The following is an 18,579-nucleotide window of genomic DNA, read 5'->3' on the forward strand; positions in this document are numbered from 1 at the left end:
CGTAAAAATATACCGGGCGTTAAGGTAGCGTTAAGTTCCGGTAAATAATGACCGGATATAGGCACGCATTAGAATTGTATTAGAATGCAGGCTGCTATTTTTTACTATCTTGTAACATAGAACGATTGAAAGCTAATCAACACAACAAGCCAAAAACATGCTTCCATCCTTTGTACTGCTGTCTCGTCCGGTTCTTCGATATACCCTTTGCTTCCTGCTCAGCCTGCTAGCCCTCGCGTCCCGGGCCCAGCAAACGACAATTCAATACCTTTCCGGCACCGATAAAGATCATACGGTAAACTGGGATTTTTATTGCACGTCCGGTAGCAACAGTGGTAAATGGACAACCATTCCGGTTCCATCCTGCTGGGAACTGCAGGGATTTGGAACTTATAACTACGGTCACGTGAAACTCGCCGAACAGGCGGACGAAGTAGGTAAATACAAATACCGCTTTCCTGTAGACAAACGTTGGAAAGGACAAACGGTGAAGATCGTATTTGAAGGATCGATGACCGATACCGAAGTAAAGATCAATGGCAAATCCGCGGGGCCCCTGCACCAGGGCGCTTTTTACCGCTTTAGTTACGATATCACTTCCCTGTTACGCTATGGCAGCTCCAACCTGCTGGAAGTGCAGGTCAGTAAAAAATCTGCCAACCTCTCTGTCAACCGGGCCGAGCGTGAGTCCGACTTCTGGATATTCGGCGGCATTTTCCGTCCCGTATACCTCGAGGTGGCTCCGCCGGTACATATTGACCGGGTAGCCATCGATGCCGATGCGAAAGGAAACTTCAACGTGTCAGTGATCAAGCGTGGGGCAGACAACGGCTACCGGGCAGAAGCGGTGATCACTAAACTGGATGGTTCGTCCGTAACGGCCAATTGGAATGCCAATACGTATGCCGATACGATCGATGTATTAAACGCAACCGTGTCGAACCCAGCTTTGTGGAGCCCCGAATTTCCCAACCTATACAAGGTAACCGTATCGCTGAAAGATAAACAAGGCAAGCTGGTACATACGCTCGAGAAGCAATTTGGCTTCAGGACTGTAGAGTTGCGTCGACAGGATGGTTTCTACCTCAACGGGCAAAAAGTACTATTTAAAGGCGTCAACCGGCATAGTTTCTGGCCCACCTCCGGCCGTACGCTCAGCAAGGAGATCAGTATAGGTGATGTGACACTCATGAAGGATATGAACATGAATGCGGTGCGCATGTCGCATTATCCACCAGACCAGCATTTCCTCGATGTCTGCGATTCATTGGGCCTGATGGTGATCGATGAGCTCACGGGCTGGCAAAAAATGTATGACGATACCACGGCGCGCCGGTTGGTGAAAGAGCTGGTGATCCGGGATGTGAACCACCCAAGCATCGTATTGTGGGCCAATGGCAACGAAGGCGGCTTCAACAGAACGGTCGATAAAGACTACCACTGGTACGATCCGCAAAAACGCCAGGTGATACACCCCTGGGAGAAATTCAATGGTACAGAAACAAAACACTATCCCGATTATAACTACCTCGTCAACCAATCACTCTATGAGAAAGAAGTCTTCTTCCCCACAGAGTTTATGCACGGCTTGTATGATGGTGGACATGGTGCTGCCCTCGATGATTTCTGGAACCTGATGGTGCAAACGCCGCGCTCTGCCGGTGGTTTCCTCTGGGTATTTGCCGATGAAGCCGTCGTGCGCCACGATAAGAAGGATAGCCTCGACAGCTGGAAGAATGCGGCTCCCGATGGCATCGTAGGTCCTTATCATGAAAAAGAAGGCAGCTATTATACGATCAAAGAGATCTGGTCGCCCGTGCAGGTAGCTACACCTACTTTGAATACCGGTTTTAATGGCAAACTACGCGTGGAGAACAGGTATATGTTTACGAATCTCGCGCAGTGCAAGTTTGTCTGGAAGCTGAAGACGGAGAAAGATGGTGCAATGAGTATCCGGGACAGTGGTATAGTTGCATCTGTATCAGCAGCCCCCGGTAACCAGCAATGGATCGACCTGGGCCTGCCTGCCAACTGCCAGGATCAGGACGCGCTGTACCTGACCGCTTACGATCCGGGCGGCAAGGAAATATATACCTGGAGCTGGCCCATCCATTACAAAGCAGCCGGCAATTCGGTCAAGACAGCCGATCACCAGCTAAAGATCGAAGAGGATAACAGCCGGCTGATTGTGCTGGACAAGTCTGGCGCCATACATTTTGATAAAGCGACTGGTTATATCACTCAGGTGACCAAAGGTAATCAGGTGATCTCACTGTCTGGCGGTCCGGCACTGGCAGGTTTCGAACAGCAATTGACAGCTTTCAAACACGGGAAAGGGGAAGGCAGTGTAGAAATAGTAGAAGCAGAATACAAAGGCAAAGACAACTGGCTGAAGATAAAATGGACATTCAGACCCGCAGCACCGGCCGTACTTGAATACAGCTTTTCTCAGCGCGGCGAGGCGGAATTTATTGGTATTACCTTCAACTACCCGGAGGAAAAGATCAAAGGCATGAAATGGAAAGGCCGGGGGCCTTACCGCGTGTGGAAGAACCGGTTGAAGGGACAGCAATGGGGCATTTGGGAAAAGGCTTACAACAATACGGTCACGGGTGAGTCGGGTTGGGAATATCCCGAGTTCAAGGGCAACCATGCTGATGTACGTTGGGTAACCATTCAAACCACCGAATTTCCTTTTACGGTTAGCGTTTCAAATGAAAACCTGTACTTCCAGATGCTGAAACCCGTAAGTCCCACCGGTGCTTACAACAACAATACAACGGTGAACTATCCCGCCGGTAATATCGGTTTCCTGAATGCCATACAACCCATCGGCACCAAGTTCCAGGCTGCCGGCGCGATGGGACCACAAAGTCAGAAGAATACACAGTTAAATGCACCATTTGCAGGCACCCTGACCTTCGATTTCGGATGGTAAGGCCAGCCACCTGTATAAAAAAACATAACCTGATAGCCAGACGACCTATTTTCGGGTAGTCAATCGATCTGTATGAGCGCACCCTTATGGCAGTTTTGGGACACGATCATTCTGTTGGGCATCCTGCAGGGATTCATTCTCAGCGCGATGCTCTATCGTTCCCGCAGGCAGCCGGCCAACCGTTATCTGTCTTTGCTGATATTCCTGATCACATTGGCATGTGTGAACATCTATTGTATCGATGCACCCTGGCTCGATGCTCATCCGGTATTGACTGGCCTGGCCAGTTACCTGCCATTGGTAATCGTGATGCCGATGGGCCCGCTGATCTGGTTGTATGTGCGCGCCAGTACCGATGCGCAGTTTCAAATGACCGATCGGTACCGCCGGCATTTCCTGACGACAATCATTGATCTGTTGCCCTACTGCCTGGTATTGGTAGCAGATATCGGGGTGGCCACCCTTACAGTGTCGGCCACGCAACGATCCTACATCAGCAACCTGGTCGATCAGTACAATGTGTATGCAGATATTCCCCGCTGGATGTCGACCACCGTTTATTGTTGGATGGCATTACAATACCTGCGTAGGCAGCAAACCATGGCCGGCAACCACCCATGGCTGCGTCAGTTCCTGTATGGCTTCCTGGCTTTTTGTGGCATCTGGTTGCTGTACCTGATACCATACGCAATACCGGCAACCCGGCAGTCGCTGTTGGAAACCTTCAATTGGTACCCGATCTTTGTACCGCTCGCTATCTTGATCTACTGGCTCGGTATGAAGGGATACCTGGTGGGGCTTTCCGGCACACCCCGTGCCGAAGAAGGCGACAAGGCGGCTACACCCATGCCCCGGCTCCAGGACGAATCGATCGAGCGGTGGTTGCCACGGCTCACCAGCGTGATGGAATCGGACAAGCTCTACCTCGATCCCGAACTCACGGTAGCCCAACTGGCAGCAAGCGCCGACCTGACGCCCAAACTGGTGTCCACGCTCCTGAACCAACACCTGGGTAAAAGCTTTTCCACCTTCGTCAATGAATACCGCCTCGCTGCCTTCCGGCAACGGGTGGTGGAGCAGCCGGCCAGCAACCTGACCATATCGGGCATCGCCGCAGAATGCGGTTTTAGTTCGCCCGCCACCTTCCAACGTATCTTCAAGCAAATGACAGGTACCACCCCGTCGCAATACATCCAGCAAGCCAGGCGCAGCGAGGAGCAGGCAGCGCAAGGGTAAGGCACCAGGGGAGGGTACCTGAAGTCCGATAAATACCCCTCAATTCCGGATCTGAGCACTGCTTTTTTATGCTGAACCCACATGAATACAGAGGTTTGCAGCAAATAGCCACGCATGAAAAATGGATTGACCTTACTGCTTCTATTAGTCTTCCCCAGCTTATTATGGGCCCAGTCGGGCCCGGCCAACCGCGATACCTTACTCGATCGCACCGTCACCCAACAACAGGCCATAGACGACCTGCGCTATCTGCGGAAAGCCCTGGAGGCCGTGCACCCGGGTTTATACCGCTACACCCCCAAACCCATCATGGACCAGCGCCTGGATAGTTTCGAGCAAAAGATCACAGGTACCATGCCTTTCTACGATTACTACCGTTTGCTGACCGCGCTCATGGCAGCGGTACGATGTGCGCATACCGGTATCTATCCCGGCAATGGTTGGGAAAATCATTTCCGCAGCAAGCCATTGATGTTCCCTTTTTCCGTACAGGTCATTAAGGGGAAAATGTATGTCGCAGCCAACCTCACGAGCGATACCCTTATAAAACCAGGGTATGAATTAACCGTCATCAACGGTCAGCCGTTACCGGAAATCCTGCATACCCTGTATGCCTTGAGTTGGGCCGACGGCTACAATGAAACGGTGAAGCAGGAGCGGCTAAACCGGGGCTTCTTTGGTCCCAGCTATTATATGTACATTGCCCGCCCCGATAGTTTTACCGTCGCCTGCAAGGACCTGCAGGGGCAACCTGTGCAGGTAACCTATCCGGCCGTCAATGTAACGGCAGGCAATGCCGCCGTTTTCAGCAATCCCGTCAACAAAGAGATTGTACGCCTATATGTCAACCGCAAGCGACCCGACCTTGACCTGAAGTTTGAAGAGGACCTTAGCACAGCAATCCTATCGATTCGCACCTTTGGTGGAAAGCCCGCGCGTGACCTCCCCAAATTCCTGGAGAAGTCGATGAAAGAGATCAAGGCAAAGAAAACCAAACACCTCATCATCGACCTGCGTGCCAACCCCGGCGGCTCCGACAGTGCCGGTGTGTTGCTCTTTACCTACCTCATCAGTCAGCCGGCCCGCTTTTATCTACGGCAGCATACGATCAGCGACTCCTCCGAATACCTGGCGATGAGTGACCTCGACGCCAAGACGATTAAAAATGTGAAGCAAGAGCTGGTAGCAGAAAAAGATGGCACCTTTTCCATCAAGCCCGAATACGCGGCAGGGCTTCCGTTGCAATACCCCAAGCCAGATCATTTCAACGGAAAACTGTATTTCCTGATGGATGGTGGCAGTGCTTCCACTACCTCAGAATTGCTAGCCGCCGTACGTGCTAACCAGCTGGGCATACTTATTGGGGAAGAGGCTGCTGGCGCTTATGAAGGGGGGAATGCGGGCTCCTTTGTAAACCTCTTATTGCCCAATACAAAGATGCGGGCGACGATCCCCCTGGTATATTATGACAATGCTACAGGGCCGGTGCAGGTGAAAGGAAGAGGCGTACTGCCTGACCATGAACTACCGTACAATATAAGCGACATACTGATCGGTGTAGATACCCAAAAACGATTTGCCCTCGAGCTTGTCCGCAAAGGACAATAAAAAAAAGCAACCCTGCATCGATCGATGCGGGGTTGCTTTTTTTAGTCTGGTTTGCAGATCACTGTATGAAATACACTTCGGCGATCTTGTTGTTCCGGATCTTGTAAATAGCAATCGCCTTCAAAGGCTTGTCGCCAAACCCGGTGACATTTTCCTGGTCTACCACCGTATCGCCTTCTACGATTCGGTTCACCAGTTCACAATGCAATTCCTTCACTTGCGTAAACATGCCACTGTATTCCTTACGCATGGCTTCTTTGCCTTCGGCTATCAGTTGGTTGGGAAACATATAGACACGCACACTGTCGCTGTAGGGTGCCAGAAACCCTTCGATGTCGCGTGCGTTGTAAGCATTCAATTGTTGTTGGACTAGTATCGCTGGCGATACCGGTAGCAATTGCGTAGGTTGCATGGGTACGCCCTGGTGAAAGACCGTATTAATATTGCTCAGTATGGTAATGTCCTGCAATGGATCTTTGTCCAGCAACAGCAGGTCGGCCACCTTACCTTTTTCAATACTACCGTAGTCTTTGTCCTTGCCAAAACCTTTGGCGGCATTGATCGTGGCAGCTCGTATGATATCGGTATTGTTGAGGCCCGCTTGCTTCATGGCCAATAGTTCGGTATAATAGGAAGCAGCATGGTGCGTACCAATATTACCGGCATCGGTACCCGTTACTACCAATACCCCGGCATCCTGTGCCAGTTTAAGATTGGTCAACATGGTACTGTCTTCTCTGTCCGGTACGTGAATCCTGGAGCGCAAACCTTTGTAGTTGAGCGGCGATTGCTTCTTGTCAAAATGCTGAAAGTCCATCAGTGTGCCCAACATAAAAGGATCGGCATAGGCGAAGTCATGCGCGCTGAAGTTGAACTGCTGGGTAAACGTGCGGTTGTAGTTTTGAGACACCAGGAGGGTTGGTATGTATACGGTGCCTTTCGACTTCAGGAGCTGCAGCATCTCCGGATCCAGCACCTTGTCATCCACACTGTGTACGAGGATGTCGGCACCGGCAGTGACAGACAGTTTGGCCGTTTCATACTGGGTGGCATGCACCGCTACCTTGAGGCCGTGGGCATGACTTTCCTCGATGGCGGCTTGCACAATGGGCAAAGTGGCCTCGGCTTTCTGGTTAGGTAATACGATGTACCATATCTTGATGAAATCTGGTTTGGAAGGAAGCTGCCGCCGCACCAATGCACGGGCTTCCTCAGCATTGTTCACCTTAACGATCGGTGGGTCCTTTTTGTCGAGGTTGGGCGGAAGAAAAGTAGAAACCAGTGGTCCTGTCGCCCAGGCATGAGGTGCATTAACGCGCTTGTTGACGGAATCACGCACCTGGTAATTGCTCATCGGCCCACCCACATCGATCACCGTAGTAATACCGCAGGCCAGGTAACGCGCCATTTGGTTGTAGAGATTGTCCTTCACCCATTGCTGGTCCTTTTCGTACGAATAAATGGTGCTGAGGTTCACACCATCGGGCCGGGTATACAAGCCGCCACTTTGAAAGAAATGGATATGAGCATCTGTCATGCCAGGCATCAGGAATTTACCCGTGCCATCGATCAGGGTGGCATTGGCTGGCACCTTGATTTTTTTGGAGGGCCCACTCGCTATAATGCGTTGACTATCGATGACAACCGTCTGGTCGGCATCGAGCTTGCCGGTGATTACATTGATCACATTGACTTTACTAATGACGATAGGACCAGCAGGGGCGGGATTCGTTTGAGCACCCGCAGTCAGCAAACTGCTGCAGGCAACAAGCAGGAAGGACCATTTTCTCATGGAATGTCAGTTTTTGGTCGGCTAAAGATAGCTGAATTCGACTTCAATGATGCCTGGCAACTTACTGCTGCAAAAAGAAAGGGCCGGTGCGTACACCGACCCCGATTGTATCCGTGAGGCGTAAGAACAAAAGCTGGTCATAACATCTTTTCAAACTCGACCCTTCGGTTATTGGCCTTGGCCGTTGGCGTATTGGCCTTATCGGCCGGGGCTGTTTCTCCTTTGCCATCCGTCTCCATCCGGCCGGTATCGATACCAAACTCGGTGGCCAACGCCTGCCGCACGGCGGCAGCGCGTTGTTTCGACAGGGTCAGGTTGTAAGCCGCATCGCCATCGCTATCGGTATGTCCCGTGATCTTTACTTTGAGGCCCGCATTGTCTTTCAGCACGGAGGCGATCTCTTTCAATACGCCATACGACTCTGGTTTGATGCGGTCGCTGTTGACATCAAACAGGATACCCGTGGTGGTGAACTTTCCTTCGGTGAGCAGTTTATTCCGCAGGTCGGGGGCGCCTACGGCCAGGCGTATGTTCGACAGGAAATATTGGTCCGGTTCGGTACGGGCGGTAGTCAGCGAGAATACCAGCGCATTGTACATCGGGGCCATCAAAGCCCGGGCTACATCCGCCACCTTCTCTTCATTGAAGTAAACCCGTATCCTTGTTTTCTGCCGCCAGATAGAGACTTTCATAAAGTTCTTCGTGGGAGCATGTAGTTGTAGTGTGATTCCATTGCTTTGGCTGGTGCTTTCATTGCCATCCACAGAAGCCTGGTAACCATAACGCGCAGATTTTCCATCTGTGGAAAGTGGTAACACCCAGGTATTAAAACCGGTGCGCCCCCCCGATCCCTGCATATAGCGGGTATAGTCTTCCGGCTTTTTAAGGGAAGCGATCGCAAAAGAGATAGGCGAGGAGAGGTTGCGAAATCCCGGGTTGCAGCCTACTTCAAATTCAAGCGTGAAATTGTCGGGCAGTTCAGTAATGAACTCCGGCATATATACACCTGTTTTGTTGATCGCCAACCATTGGCCGGGCTTGCCGTCGATCGTCACCACCTCGCCGCCAGCATTGGTATTCCATTTGACCGGGAAGTCGCCCTTACTTTCCTGCGAGAAGTCTTCCCAGGCAATCACGGTAGAGCCCGGCACAAAATCATAATTGGTATACACCTTGAAGCCGGGCAGATTGGCGGGTGTGCTATCACCCGTTGCCTTATCGGTGGTCGCCTTGGCCGGTAGGGATGATGGAGCAGCCGGCTGAGTAGTAGCGGCTTTATCGCCCGCGGGCTTTTTGCCCTTACCATCGAGCACCGTATCCACGACTTTGCCGGTTTCGCGAACGACCTTGTTCTCTGCTTTGTCTTTGGCCATGTGTTTGAGTTTGTTCAACAGTTGGGCCTGCACGCTGCCTGCCATCAACAACACCAATACAGCAAAGAGATATTTCATAACGAAGTTTTAAGCGGGGTGATAATAGACTGGGTTATAATGACCAAAATTAATCGTCCGTGCTGCCGTTGGCAGCCGCAAAACTACCAGCGTACCAAATAGTAGACGAAGGTCCGGAAACATGATTGGCAGACCTATGAGGTATCCTGTCGGATAATAGGGCCGTTCGTCGCTCATTCACTGCATGCTGCCGGTTAATGCTGCTACTCATCGGCGCTATGATGGTTTCGTCGGATAAGCCCCCGCATACCCAACCGCTCATAGTAATTTTATTCCATGAGCAGCATTGCCTGGAGAAACCTGTCAACCCGAAGCGTTTTATGGACCATCACGGTCAAGGAGCTATTGCTATGGCTGCTGTTTAATATCGTATACGGTTTGTTATTCTATGTGGCCCTGCACACCATCGCCGGTGGGGTGAAGGTGCACGGATTCTATATCTGGTTGCTGTTGGATGTATTTATCGAGCTGTTTATCCAGGGGCTGTTCACCATTCCACTCTGGTGGCTGTTCTTTCGCAAACTGTCCAACTATCGGCTGTCGGTGGTCCTGTTTACCCATATCGTAGTGCTGTCTGCCTTTCTGTACCTGCGTGGTATCAGCGAAGGCCTGGTGAGCCGGCTTACCTGCAAAGAGCCGGGCAACTTCTTTTACTGGCATGCCTACTACCTTCCCTTACTGTTTTACGTGATACAGTTCTCCATCTTCCACGCCTATAACTTCTGGCGCAAGAGCCAGCGGCAGGTGGAAAAAGAAAAAGAGCTGTTGTCGCTGGCCTATCAAAGTGAGGTCAACGCCCTAAAGGCACAGATACAACCGCATTTCCTGTTCAATACCCTCAATTCGATCAGCGCTACCGTGCCGCCCGAAATGGAGGCCACACGGGTCATGATCGCCCGGCTGGCCGATACTTTCCGCTATGCCCTGCGCAGTACACAAAAGCACCAGGTAACCCTGGGAGAAGAACTCGATTTTATCCGTACCTGGATCGAGCTGGAAATGCACCGGTTCAAATCGCGGTTGAAAGTAGAGTACCATACCGATGAATCCGTGTTGCAATTGAAAATACCACCCATGTTACTGCAGCCACTGGTAGAGAATGCCGTGAAGCATGGCATCGGGGGCAGCATCAGCGGCGGTACCATCAGGATCTCGTGTATCCGGGAAGGCCGGCATGCCAAGATCATCATTAGCGACACCGGTACCGGTTTCGACGGCGACCTGCAACAACTGGAGCTCAAAGAAGGTATTGGCCTGAAAAACACGCGCCTGCGTTTACTTCGTTTATACAACGAGGAGTTATTTGTAGAACCCAACACACCTTCCGGACTAACATCGTATTTTTACATACCCTTATAATTGCTACCATGGCGAAAAAAGTACTGATCATTGATGATGAAGACGCTGCCCGGCTCGTGATCCGGCAATACCTCGGCGCTTTTGAAGAACTGCAGATCGTGGGAGAGTGTAGCCATGGCCAGGAAGCCGTGACCGCCATCAACCGGCTCGAGCCCGACCTGGTTTTCCTCGATGTACAGATGCCTGGATTGAGTGGCTTCCAGGTAATTCAGCAGATCGTACATGTGCCGCAGATCATCTTCACCACAGCCTACGACCAATATGCACTGAAGGCCTTCGACTCGAACGCGATCGATTACCTGCTCAAGCCCTATACCCTGGAGCGGTTCCGCCAGGCCGTGTCGAAAGTATTGCTGCGACCCGGTAATGCTTCGCTCGAAGCAGTACGCCAGCTCGCCGATCAGGCTGCCACCGGTAGTACGACCTATTCTGAAAGGATACTGGTAGAAAGCGGCAACAAGATGACCAATATCCAGACCTCCGAGATCATCTACCTGGAAGCGGAAAGGGATTATACCCGGTTACATACCGACAAGAAAAACTACCTCAGCAACTATGGTATCGGGGTGATCGTACAGCGACTCGATCCGCGGTATTTCATCCGCATCCATCGTTCTTATATTGTCAATATCAACCACATCAAAGAAGTATACCGCGAAGACAACGGTATACTGGTCGTCACTTCCAATAATGTATCGCTAAAGGTAAGCCGCAGTTATACGGATGATCTGCGCAGGCTGATGTACTGATCGCCGACGAATCAACCAATAGAGCGATGAACTGCTGTGGGTACCATTCGTCGTCCGGCAATATCGTTGGTAGTTTCTGCTCCTGGTTTCATGGTGTGCGATCCTACATTTGTTTTCGCAACCTGGCCGGGGCAAGAAATGACAGAGGGTGGTAATTTTTTGCTGACTGGCGGGTTGCATTTTTTTTTGCTCGCTACAAAGAATTGCGCTCACGAAGGTCGTCCTACCAGGTACATGATCCAGCAGATCACGGCAGTGATCACCAGTACCAACACCCATTTGTATTTTTCCCAGTTTTCACGGCGTGAACGTTGTTTGACGGCATCGTCGATCTGCCTGATCAGCTGTTCATCGTTACCGGCCAGTTGGGTCAGCAACAACACGATCGGTTGCAGGTAGCGAAGGGGGAGGGGGTCGGAGGCTTTCAGCAGCGACTCACCGATCTGGCGGTTGGTGGCCGATTGTTGCGCCTGGTGCAGAATACCAATATTAGCCTCGCTCAGCAGCTGACGGATGTGAAAGCTCAGGGCATCGTAGTCGAGCTGAAAGATATTCATCGTATTGACATAGTTGCGCAGCTTACGACTTTCGGCCAGGATCGTATCGGGGGTGAGCGCCTGCTCAACAAAAGCTTCCCCGATGCTGCGATTATACCACCGTTTGTAATTGTACTCCTCCCGTTGTTTCGGGTCCGACAAAACCTCCCAGGCCTCCTGTATCTCGCGAAATACGGCAGCCGACAAATGATCGCCTTCGTTCTTGTCAGGATGGTACTTCAGGGCCAGCCGCCGGAACGACTTTTTGATATCCTGCTGCGTAGCCATCGGTGTCACTTCCAGTATCTTATAATAGTCTTTCAGCTCCATGTATAACTTTGCGAAAATAGGTGGTATTTGTGGTACTTATAAGACAACAAAAACCTAAGTTTGCCGTTTAAAAAAAGGATCATACCCCACGCTCATAAACTATGAAAACCACTGCCCTGCAAGCAATAGCCCGGACCCTGTATGTAGTAGCCGGCATGTCGATGGTACTTAGCTGCCAGAATATGCCCGAATCGAACGTGGCCATTGCCGCTTCACCGGCTGCCCCCAAAGAGGCCACCGCCACTACGCCTGCCATCAACGAATCAAACCCGGCACCGGCAACAGCGCCGATCACCAAACCGATACCGGTAGATGCTGCCTCGGTATTGGCCAAAAAGGAAGTGCCCATTCTTTGTTACCACCAGATACGCGACTGGCGCCCCACGGACTCCAAAACAGCCCAGAACTATATCGTTCCGGTGGAGAATTTCCGTAACCAGATCAAGGCCCTCGCCGATAGTGGTTACCATACCATTTTGCCCGACCAGTTGTATGCTTACCTGACCACAGGCGCTGCCTTGCCTTCCAAGCCGATCATGCTCACTTTCGATGATACCGATCTCGATCAATATACCGTTGCCCTGCCCGAAATGAACAAGTACGGCTTCAAAGGTGTGTTCTTTGTGATGACGGTATCGATCGGTCGTCCCAACTATATGACCAAAGCCCAGATCAAAGACCTGGCAGATAAAGGACATTCCATTGGTTCACATACCTGGGATCACCACAACGTAAAACAGTACCAGGGGCAGGACTGGGTTACCCAGATCGAAAAGCCTTCCAAAACACTGGAAACCATCACCGGCAAGCCGATCAACTATTTTGCGTATCCGTTCGGTCTCTGGAATCCCCAGGCAATCCCTCATTTGAAAGAAAAGGGAATGATCGCTGCCTTTCAGCTGGCAGGCAAGCGCGATCCGCAGGATCCCCTGCACACCATCCGTCGGATCATCGTACCCGGGGCCTGGAAGCCCAATACCTTGAACAAGGTGATCCGCGAAAGTTTCTAACATTATCAACGTTCTTGAATACGGGGCCGCCAGTCGGCCCCTTTTTATTGCCCTTGCCACTGCACCGCACCCCGACGGTTCATCCACGATTTCATTCGGTTTATTCTTTTTGATTGACTGTCTATTACCTTCCTGCTTTTTACCGCAAAGGGTATTTCTACATTTGTCGGCCTGACAAAGGGATCAAATTTCTCAACCGATAAAGTATAGCATCATGAAGGTATTAGTCGTGGAAGGTGAAAAACGTGTGGTACGTATCCTGGAACGTGCGTTGAAAAGGATCGATCAATCCATACGCATCATCGGTACCATTCCCGCCATTTTTTCTTCTGCGCACTGGTTGCAGCAGCACGGCGTACCCGATATCATCCTGATGAGTGAAGAAGCCGTACGCGAACATGGCATCATGGACCTGTCCAATGGTCGCATCAACGCTACCGTCATCTTTACCGTACAATCGGACCAGTTCACTTTTTACGCCTTCCGCCTGGGCCACCTCGAGCACTTACTGCCCGCCGCTTTTATGGAGCGTCAGCAGGACGAAGCCGATACAGACGTGCTCACCGCGCCAGCCCCCACCAGGGCTGCGCTCGGCAAAGTAATACAGGCTACCTGGCGTACCCGCTTTCTCGTGCGGCAGGGCCAGAAATTCGCCTCGGTAGAAACGGCTACCATCGCTTATTTTTTCTCCGAAGGCCGCTTCATCTTCTTCAAAACCTACGACGGTCAAAAGTTCCTCGTCGAGTACACGCTCGAAGAACTGGAGACCATGCTCGACCCGCAGCAGTATTTCCGCATCAACCGATCCCTGCTCATTTCCTTTAAAAGCGTAGAGCAGATCCATCCTTATTTTGGCAACCGCCTGAAGCTCTTCCTGGAGCCTGGCCTGGAAAAAGACGTGCTCGTCAGCCGGGAAAAGGTCAATGACTTCAAAAAGTGGTTGGGACAATAGATCAATCACTAAGTAGCACTGCACTTCAATGACCGGTAAAGCTGGAGGATTGGTAAACAAGCTTCGCTACGCGGATGTTGCAACTCGCACAGCCTGTTGTGCAGCTGGCGCCCAATCACTTTAAAGGTCCGGAGGAGGTTGGTATTTTGGACAGGAAACCCGATACCTGTCGAAAACCCTCAAACCCCTCTACCCATGCGAGCTATTGCTATGCTATGCAGCCTGGCTATTTTGCCATTGTGTTTTCAGTCGGCCTTTAGTCAATGTTTGCCGGCACCACCGCCACCTGCTGCCTGTACGGGCAGCGAACCTGCCGCGCTCAACAATGAAATATTGACCCCCGGCATCACGAAATGGTACGCCGGTCCGGTGGCCAGTTTCAGCCAATTGACATTGCGGGGCGGCACCCTGATCATCTGCTCTGACCTCACCATTAATAACCTGACCATCGATTCCGGCACCGTCATTATTCGACCTGGTGCCCGGCTTACGGCCGGCAGCTCAGCGGGATTGACCCTGCGGGGTGGCTGCGCGATTTACAATTACGGCACCTTCGAGATAACCTCCCATCTCTCCATGGAAGGACCTTACTCATCGGCTTCCAGGCCCAATATCGTGATGAATGCTTCCACGGCTGCATCCTGCCGCTCCTTCAATTATTATATCATCAACGATCCCTGGTCTTATTTCATCAACTACGGCCTGGCACAGTTTCACGGCATCATCACCGACAACAATTCCCGGGCAGGCAGTGTATGTCTGGGCCCCTCGAGCGAGCTACGGCAATCGGTCGTGATCAATAAGATCAAGGATACCTACCGGGCGCCCTCCGGCAATGCCTGCCTGTCGGTGGCGTCGTACTCCCAGTTTCTCGATACACTCACCAATGATCCCACGGTATTGACCTGTGTGGCCAGCGGCCATACTTCCGCCACCGGAGGCAGCAACCGGCCCAATGCCTGGGGCGAGGCGACCCTCTTTCCGGCCTGCGCCAATTGCACGGGGCTCACCTTATTGCCCGTTACCCCACGGGCGGAAAGGTTACCGGCGCCTGAGTCCGGAAGCCGGGCAACGCCCAGGGTATTTCCCAACCCCTGTACAACCGTCGTGCAGATCAGCTGGCTGGCCGGGAAAAAACCGGCAGCTGTCAGTATCCTCGACAATATGGGGCAGATGGTCTATCATTGTCGGATGAGCCGCAGCGCTGGCAACAGCCTGTCGGTCACCTTGCCGCCGGGCCTGGCAGCGGGCAGTTACCGGGTGAAACTGCTGTACGCCAGCTCCGTGGAGGTGCTGCAGCTGATTAAAAAATAGCCGTAAAACCTTAATCTGAAGCCTGATATTATTGCAATACATTGTAAACTAAATGGTTGAAGTTTGTGTGGTCAACCGGTCTGTCGAGCTTCCCGGCGGCAATGCAACGATTGGAGAGGGCCGGATGTCTAACAGCCAGCAGGGAAATGTAGAGGAACGCGCAATCTTTCCTATAATTGCAGTCCAATCTATCCTGTGTATTCGTTCGCTTGACCCAATTATTATTTAAGCCAATAAAAATCAAAACGGTGCAAAAGAGTAAGGTGAATATTTTCTTCTGGAGTGTTTTAGCAGTCTTAGGTATTTCAATGACGGGTTGTTTGAAAACAACCGAGCAGCAGCCACAGGAAGCGAAAGCTTATCTGTCGATCATGCACCTGGCCACCAGGCCAACTGCCGTATCACTGAATGTCTATTTCAACGACCAAAAGGCCAATGACAATGCCTGGCCCGCGGGTGGTGTTTCGCAATTTTACTCGGGCATTACCAAAGGTAATTACCGGATCGATTTTAAGAAAGCAGGTGGCGATAGCCTGGTGACCAGCGTACCGCCCAATTTTTATGATTCCTTGCATTTCTATTCGATCATGTTGTACAACACCGGCACGACTTCGAATGCTGTTGGCTCTTTCCTGGTAGAGGATGATTTTTCCGATCTCACCCTCGACAAAGCATTCTATCGTTTTTGGCATGCCAGCCCTGCGGTCAATGCATTGGGCCCTGTTGATGTATACATCGACAACGTGAAGGTGCAGTCCAATCGTCAATTGGCCGATAACCAATACAGCGATTACTACAATACGTTCCAATTGGGTACGGTAGGTAGTCACGTGGTGGAAGTGAAAAAGGGCGACAGCTCGATTTTCAAGACCAAATCCGACATCGTATTCCAGCAAGGCAATGCCTACACCTTGTACCTGGCAGGATCGCCCGACGGTCAGGGACCAGATGCCCTCAATATCGGCTTCCTCCGGGCTGCCAACTAAGCTGAATTAACTTCTATATATAAAAGGATGCACTGTTGTTAGTGCATCCTTTTTTGTTGCTATAGGTTGGTGCGAAATCCTTATTGATTCACCAGCGATTTTTTAGCAAGGCCCGATCGGCTGTTGAAAGGAGCCTTGGTTCCTTGTAAAAGCTCAGCCACATAACCGGCGCACAACAGGTGAGGGTCAAAGCGGTTGAATTCTTTCGCCAGTACTTGTACATTTTTACGGTACTGCTCGTCGGCGAATACTGCCTCCACACTTTCACGTACCTGGTCGGGTGTCGGTTTTTCGGTTTTCATGTTGACGCCGAGCTTGAAATAACCCACCCGGGCATTGATCTCCAGCTTGCCTTCATGTACACCACCCACCACCAGGGGCAACAAGTGCTGGATGCCCAGCAGCACGCCGCCATAGCCACCATTTGTAACATACACATCGGCATACGGCATCACGTCGTCGAAAGGAATGAAGTCTTCGATGATGATGTTGGGGGCATTGTAGCGGGCCCTGAGTTCCTCCGTTTTGGAGCCGCCGGTCGTGGCGATCACCAGGTGCTTCGAGTTCTTGAAGGCCTCCAGGGTGGGTACGATGATCTTCTCCGGATCTTTCTCCACCGTGCCCTGGGTCACCAGGATCACACGGTCATATTGCTCCAGCCTGGCATCAAACCATCGCGGGGCTTGTTGCGACGACTGGTGGGGCAGTAGTGGACCGAGGAAGCGGATATTGCTGCCCAGGTCACTGCGCTTGTACTCGAATCCCGGTGTACCGCTTTGCAGCAACAGGTTCGATTGACGGGTCAATGCATCAAACACATTGGAGCCGGCTACGTCGATATCATAGTAGTGGAACATTTTACGGAAAGCAGCGTTCGATTTGCGGAAAATGATATTGTCCGCGATGAAACGCATCATATCCTGCTTGCGCCTGCCGAAGAAACTCGTTTCGGGCAGCAGGCCAAGTCCGGCTGGGCCCAGGTCGCGGGAAGTTTCGGTGAGCGGCACGATGCCGATCGCAATCACGGGAATGTTCAGTTGTTTCTTGATCAGCGGAAGGGCGCCAAAGCATACATCGGCGATGACCATATCGAAAGGAAAGGTCTTGTAGATCTCCAGCATATCTTCATAGTATTCCGGAGACCGCAGGATAAAAACATTGATCATATCGAAGTTGAGCTTGGCCACCTGTCCTTTATAGCGGTCACGTTCCGGGAAGATCTGGTCTACCGGACCACCCGAAATGTCGAAAGCGCGTACAAAGGGATAATGGGGAATACCCAACTTATTGATCTTGGGAGCGTAGGTGTTGGAGGAATACCACCTTACATCGTAGCCAATACTTTTGAGGTGCATGGCCAGGCCGGTAAGGGGATTGAAATGTCCGTCGGCAGGCACATTGGCAAACAGGATCTTCTTCCCATTACCCTGCCCGGGGATTCCATACAATTGCTTATTTTCCATAATAACCGGTTTTTAGTTTGTTGCAGCAGCAATATTAAAAACCGGCCACCGGGTTACCAGTGCCGTTTGGAATGAAATGCCCGTTTGGGGTACTCAACCGTCAAAAGAGAAGGTGGGGATTGCCCCGGTGGCCATTCATCCGGCATCACCCCCCAGTGTTTGAACGTGGTAGCGGGACCGCAGCAGGGTAAAAACAGGCTTTAGGCAGTCTGCCTTAAAACTCAAAATCCTTCACCGTTTCATCCTTCAGCATTGCATCCACAAATCGTTCATGATTGGCCTTGCCGCCCTTCACTTTCAGGAAGAAATTGATCTCGTTTCCTTTCTTGGTTCTCCGCTGTTTACTGCATCGCAAATGGTTATCTGCGATCAATTTTTTGTACCGGTCGAGAATCTCCGGGCTACTGTTGCTCACGATCCGGTAATTACGCTCTTTGTGAAAGGTATCGATGATGGGTTCCAGGCGTACAAACAGCGACAGCACGATCAGGGTGCATAGGGTCGTGCCACCTGCCACAAAATACATACCCGAGCCGGTAGCCATCCCGATGGCGGCGGTGGTCCACACGGTAGCAGCAGTCGTAAGACCATTGATACCATTATCGCCTTTAAAGATAACTCCCGCGCCCAGGAAACCGATACCCGTCACGATGGTGGAGGCAATCCGGTCGGTGGTGCCATTGCTTAAAAGTTGCGATACGATACAGAAAAGGCAGGAACCGACGCAAATGAGGGTGAGGGTGCGCAGGCCGGCAGTCTTATCATGGTATTCCCGTTCGGCGCCGATAACGCCGCCCAGGAGGACGGATAGACCAATCCGCCACAGAGCAGTTTCCCAATCAAATAACATGTAAC

14 protein-coding genes are annotated in these 18,579 nt (G+C 51.6%); 9 read left to right on the forward strand and 5 right to left on the reverse strand.

What is annotated here, in order from left to right; all coding sequences use genetic code 11:
- Positions 1-157 precede the first annotated feature (157 nt).
- The 3 genes from P2W70_RS09030 to P2W70_RS09040 all read left to right on the forward strand — a co-directional run bounded on the left by P2W70_RS09030 (position 158) and on the right by P2W70_RS09040 (position 5,782).
- The gene (locus P2W70_RS09030; protein ID WP_276481117.1) at positions 158-2,938 is read left to right on the forward strand and encodes a glycoside hydrolase family 2 TIM barrel-domain containing protein; all 2,781 of its coding nucleotides are present in this window, start codon (positions 158-160) and stop codon (positions 2,936-2,938) included.
- Between the two features lie 72 nt (positions 2,939-3,010).
- Positions 3,011-4,174, forward strand: a complete 1,164-nt coding sequence (locus P2W70_RS09035) for a helix-turn-helix domain-containing protein (RefSeq protein ID WP_276481118.1) — start codon at positions 3,011-3,013, stop codon at positions 4,172-4,174.
- Between the two features lie 114 nt (positions 4,175-4,288).
- The gene (locus P2W70_RS09040) at positions 4,289-5,782 is read left to right on the forward strand and encodes a S41 family peptidase (RefSeq protein ID WP_276481119.1); all 1,494 of its coding nucleotides are present in this window, start codon (positions 4,289-4,291) and stop codon (positions 5,780-5,782) included.
- Positions 5,783-5,840: 58 nt separating this feature from the next.
- On the opposite strand, the gene P2W70_RS09045 is transcribed toward P2W70_RS09040, so the two are convergent.
- Both P2W70_RS09045 and P2W70_RS09050 read right to left on the reverse strand, forming a co-directional pair.
- Positions 5,841-7,574 carry an amidohydrolase family protein gene (locus P2W70_RS09045; RefSeq protein WP_276481120.1) on the reverse strand — a complete coding sequence of 578 codons (1,734 nt, stop codon included), beginning with the start codon at positions 7,572-7,574 and terminating at the stop codon, positions 5,841-5,843.
- A gap of 137 nt (positions 7,575-7,711) precedes the next feature.
- Positions 7,712-9,025 carry an OmpA family protein gene (locus tag P2W70_RS09050; RefSeq protein WP_276481121.1) on the reverse strand — a complete coding sequence of 438 codons (1,314 nt, stop codon included), beginning with the start codon at positions 9,023-9,025 and terminating at the stop codon, positions 7,712-7,714.
- Positions 9,026-9,301: 276 nt separating this feature from the next.
- Here P2W70_RS09050 and P2W70_RS09055 point away from each other — a divergent pair, with 276 nt between their 5' ends.
- Together P2W70_RS09055 and P2W70_RS09060 are read left to right on the forward strand one after the other, a co-directional pair.
- Complete coding sequence (locus tag P2W70_RS09055; RefSeq protein WP_276481122.1) at positions 9,302-10,384, forward strand: sensor histidine kinase; 1,083 nt, start codon at positions 9,302-9,304, stop codon at positions 10,382-10,384.
- An 8-nt stretch (positions 10,385-10,392) separates the two neighbouring features.
- On the forward strand, positions 10,393-11,133 hold the full coding sequence (locus tag P2W70_RS09060; RefSeq protein WP_276481123.1) for a LytR/AlgR family response regulator transcription factor: 741 nt from the start codon (positions 10,393-10,395) through the stop codon (positions 11,131-11,133).
- Between the two features lie 209 nt (positions 11,134-11,342).
- Here P2W70_RS09060 and P2W70_RS09065 read toward each other — a convergent pair whose 3' ends face one another.
- A complete protein-coding gene (locus tag P2W70_RS09065; RefSeq protein WP_276481124.1) occupies positions 11,343-11,999 on the reverse strand; it encodes a J domain-containing protein in 657 nt (218 codons plus the stop codon).
- A gap of 101 nt (positions 12,000-12,100) precedes the next feature.
- Here P2W70_RS09065 and P2W70_RS09070 point away from each other — a divergent pair, with 101 nt between their 5' ends.
- The 4 genes from P2W70_RS09070 to P2W70_RS09085 all read left to right on the forward strand — a co-directional run bounded on the left by P2W70_RS09070 (position 12,101) and on the right by P2W70_RS09085 (position 16,261).
- Positions 12,101-13,009 carry a polysaccharide deacetylase family protein gene (locus tag P2W70_RS09070; RefSeq protein ID WP_276481125.1) on the forward strand — a complete coding sequence of 303 codons (909 nt, stop codon included), beginning with the start codon at positions 12,101-12,103 and terminating at the stop codon, positions 13,007-13,009.
- A 214-nt stretch (positions 13,010-13,223) separates the two neighbouring features.
- A complete protein-coding gene (locus P2W70_RS09075; protein ID WP_276481126.1) occupies positions 13,224-13,961 on the forward strand; it encodes a LytR/AlgR family response regulator transcription factor in 738 nt (245 codons plus the stop codon).
- Positions 13,962-14,156: 195 nt separating this feature from the next.
- Positions 14,157-15,275, forward strand: a complete 1,119-nt coding sequence (locus P2W70_RS09080) for a T9SS type A sorting domain-containing protein (RefSeq protein WP_276481127.1) — start codon at positions 14,157-14,159, stop codon at positions 15,273-15,275.
- 320 nt (positions 15,276-15,595) lie between these two features.
- A complete protein-coding gene (locus P2W70_RS09085; protein ID WP_276481128.1) occupies positions 15,596-16,261 on the forward strand; it encodes a DUF4397 domain-containing protein in 666 nt (221 codons plus the stop codon).
- 80 nt (positions 16,262-16,341) lie between these two features.
- On the opposite strand, the gene P2W70_RS09090 is transcribed toward P2W70_RS09085, so the two are convergent.
- The gene (locus P2W70_RS09090; RefSeq protein ID WP_276481129.1) at positions 16,342-17,724 is read right to left on the reverse strand and encodes a glycosyltransferase; all 1,383 of its coding nucleotides are present in this window, start codon (positions 17,722-17,724) and stop codon (positions 16,342-16,344) included.
- Positions 17,725-17,938: 214 nt separating this feature from the next.
- Complete coding sequence (locus tag P2W70_RS09095; RefSeq protein WP_276481130.1) at positions 17,939-18,574, reverse strand: MgtC/SapB family protein; 636 nt, start codon at positions 18,572-18,574, stop codon at positions 17,939-17,941.
- Positions 18,575-18,579 lie beyond the last annotated feature (5 nt).

Source organism: Paraflavitalea pollutisoli (assembly GCF_029360705.1).
Taxonomy (GTDB): domain Bacteria; phylum Bacteroidota; class Bacteroidia; order Chitinophagales; family Chitinophagaceae; genus Paraflavitalea; species Paraflavitalea pollutisoli.

Excerpts from the sequence above, each read along its gene's own strand:
- P2W70_RS09030 (WP_276481117.1), top strand. The coding sequence starts at position 158 with ATGCTTCCATCCTTTGTACTGCTGTCTCGTCCGGTTCTTCGATATACC.
- P2W70_RS09035 (WP_276481118.1), top strand. The coding sequence starts at position 3,011 with ATGAGCGCACCCTTATGGCAGTTTTGGGACACGATCATTCTGTTGGGC.
- P2W70_RS09040 (WP_276481119.1), top strand. The coding sequence starts at position 4,289 with ATGAAAAATGGATTGACCTTACTGCTTCTATTAGTCTTCCCCAGCTTA.
- P2W70_RS09045 (WP_276481120.1), bottom strand. The coding sequence starts at position 7,574 with ATGAGAAAATGGTCCTTCCTGCTTGTTGCCTGCAGCAGTTTGCTGACT.
- P2W70_RS09050 (WP_276481121.1), bottom strand. The coding sequence starts at position 9,025 with ATGAAATATCTCTTTGCTGTATTGGTGTTGTTGATGGCAGGCAGCGTG.
- P2W70_RS09055 (WP_276481122.1), top strand. The coding sequence starts at position 9,302 with ATGAGCAGCATTGCCTGGAGAAACCTGTCAACCCGAAGCGTTTTATGG.
- P2W70_RS09060 (WP_276481123.1), top strand. The coding sequence starts at position 10,393 with ATGGCGAAAAAAGTACTGATCATTGATGATGAAGACGCTGCCCGGCTC.
- P2W70_RS09065 (WP_276481124.1), bottom strand. The coding sequence starts at position 11,999 with ATGGAGCTGAAAGACTATTATAAGATACTGGAAGTGACACCGATGGCT.
- P2W70_RS09070 (WP_276481125.1), top strand. The coding sequence starts at position 12,101 with ATGAAAACCACTGCCCTGCAAGCAATAGCCCGGACCCTGTATGTAGTA.
- P2W70_RS09075 (WP_276481126.1), top strand. The coding sequence starts at position 13,224 with ATGAAGGTATTAGTCGTGGAAGGTGAAAAACGTGTGGTACGTATCCTG.
- P2W70_RS09080 (WP_276481127.1), top strand. The coding sequence starts at position 14,157 with ATGCGAGCTATTGCTATGCTATGCAGCCTGGCTATTTTGCCATTGTGT.
- P2W70_RS09090 (WP_276481129.1), bottom strand. The coding sequence starts at position 17,724 with ATGGAAAATAAGCAATTGTATGGAATCCCCGGGCAGGGTAATGGGAAG.
- P2W70_RS09095 (WP_276481130.1), bottom strand. The coding sequence starts at position 18,574 with ATGTTATTTGATTGGGAAACTGCTCTGTGGCGGATTGGTCTATCCGTC.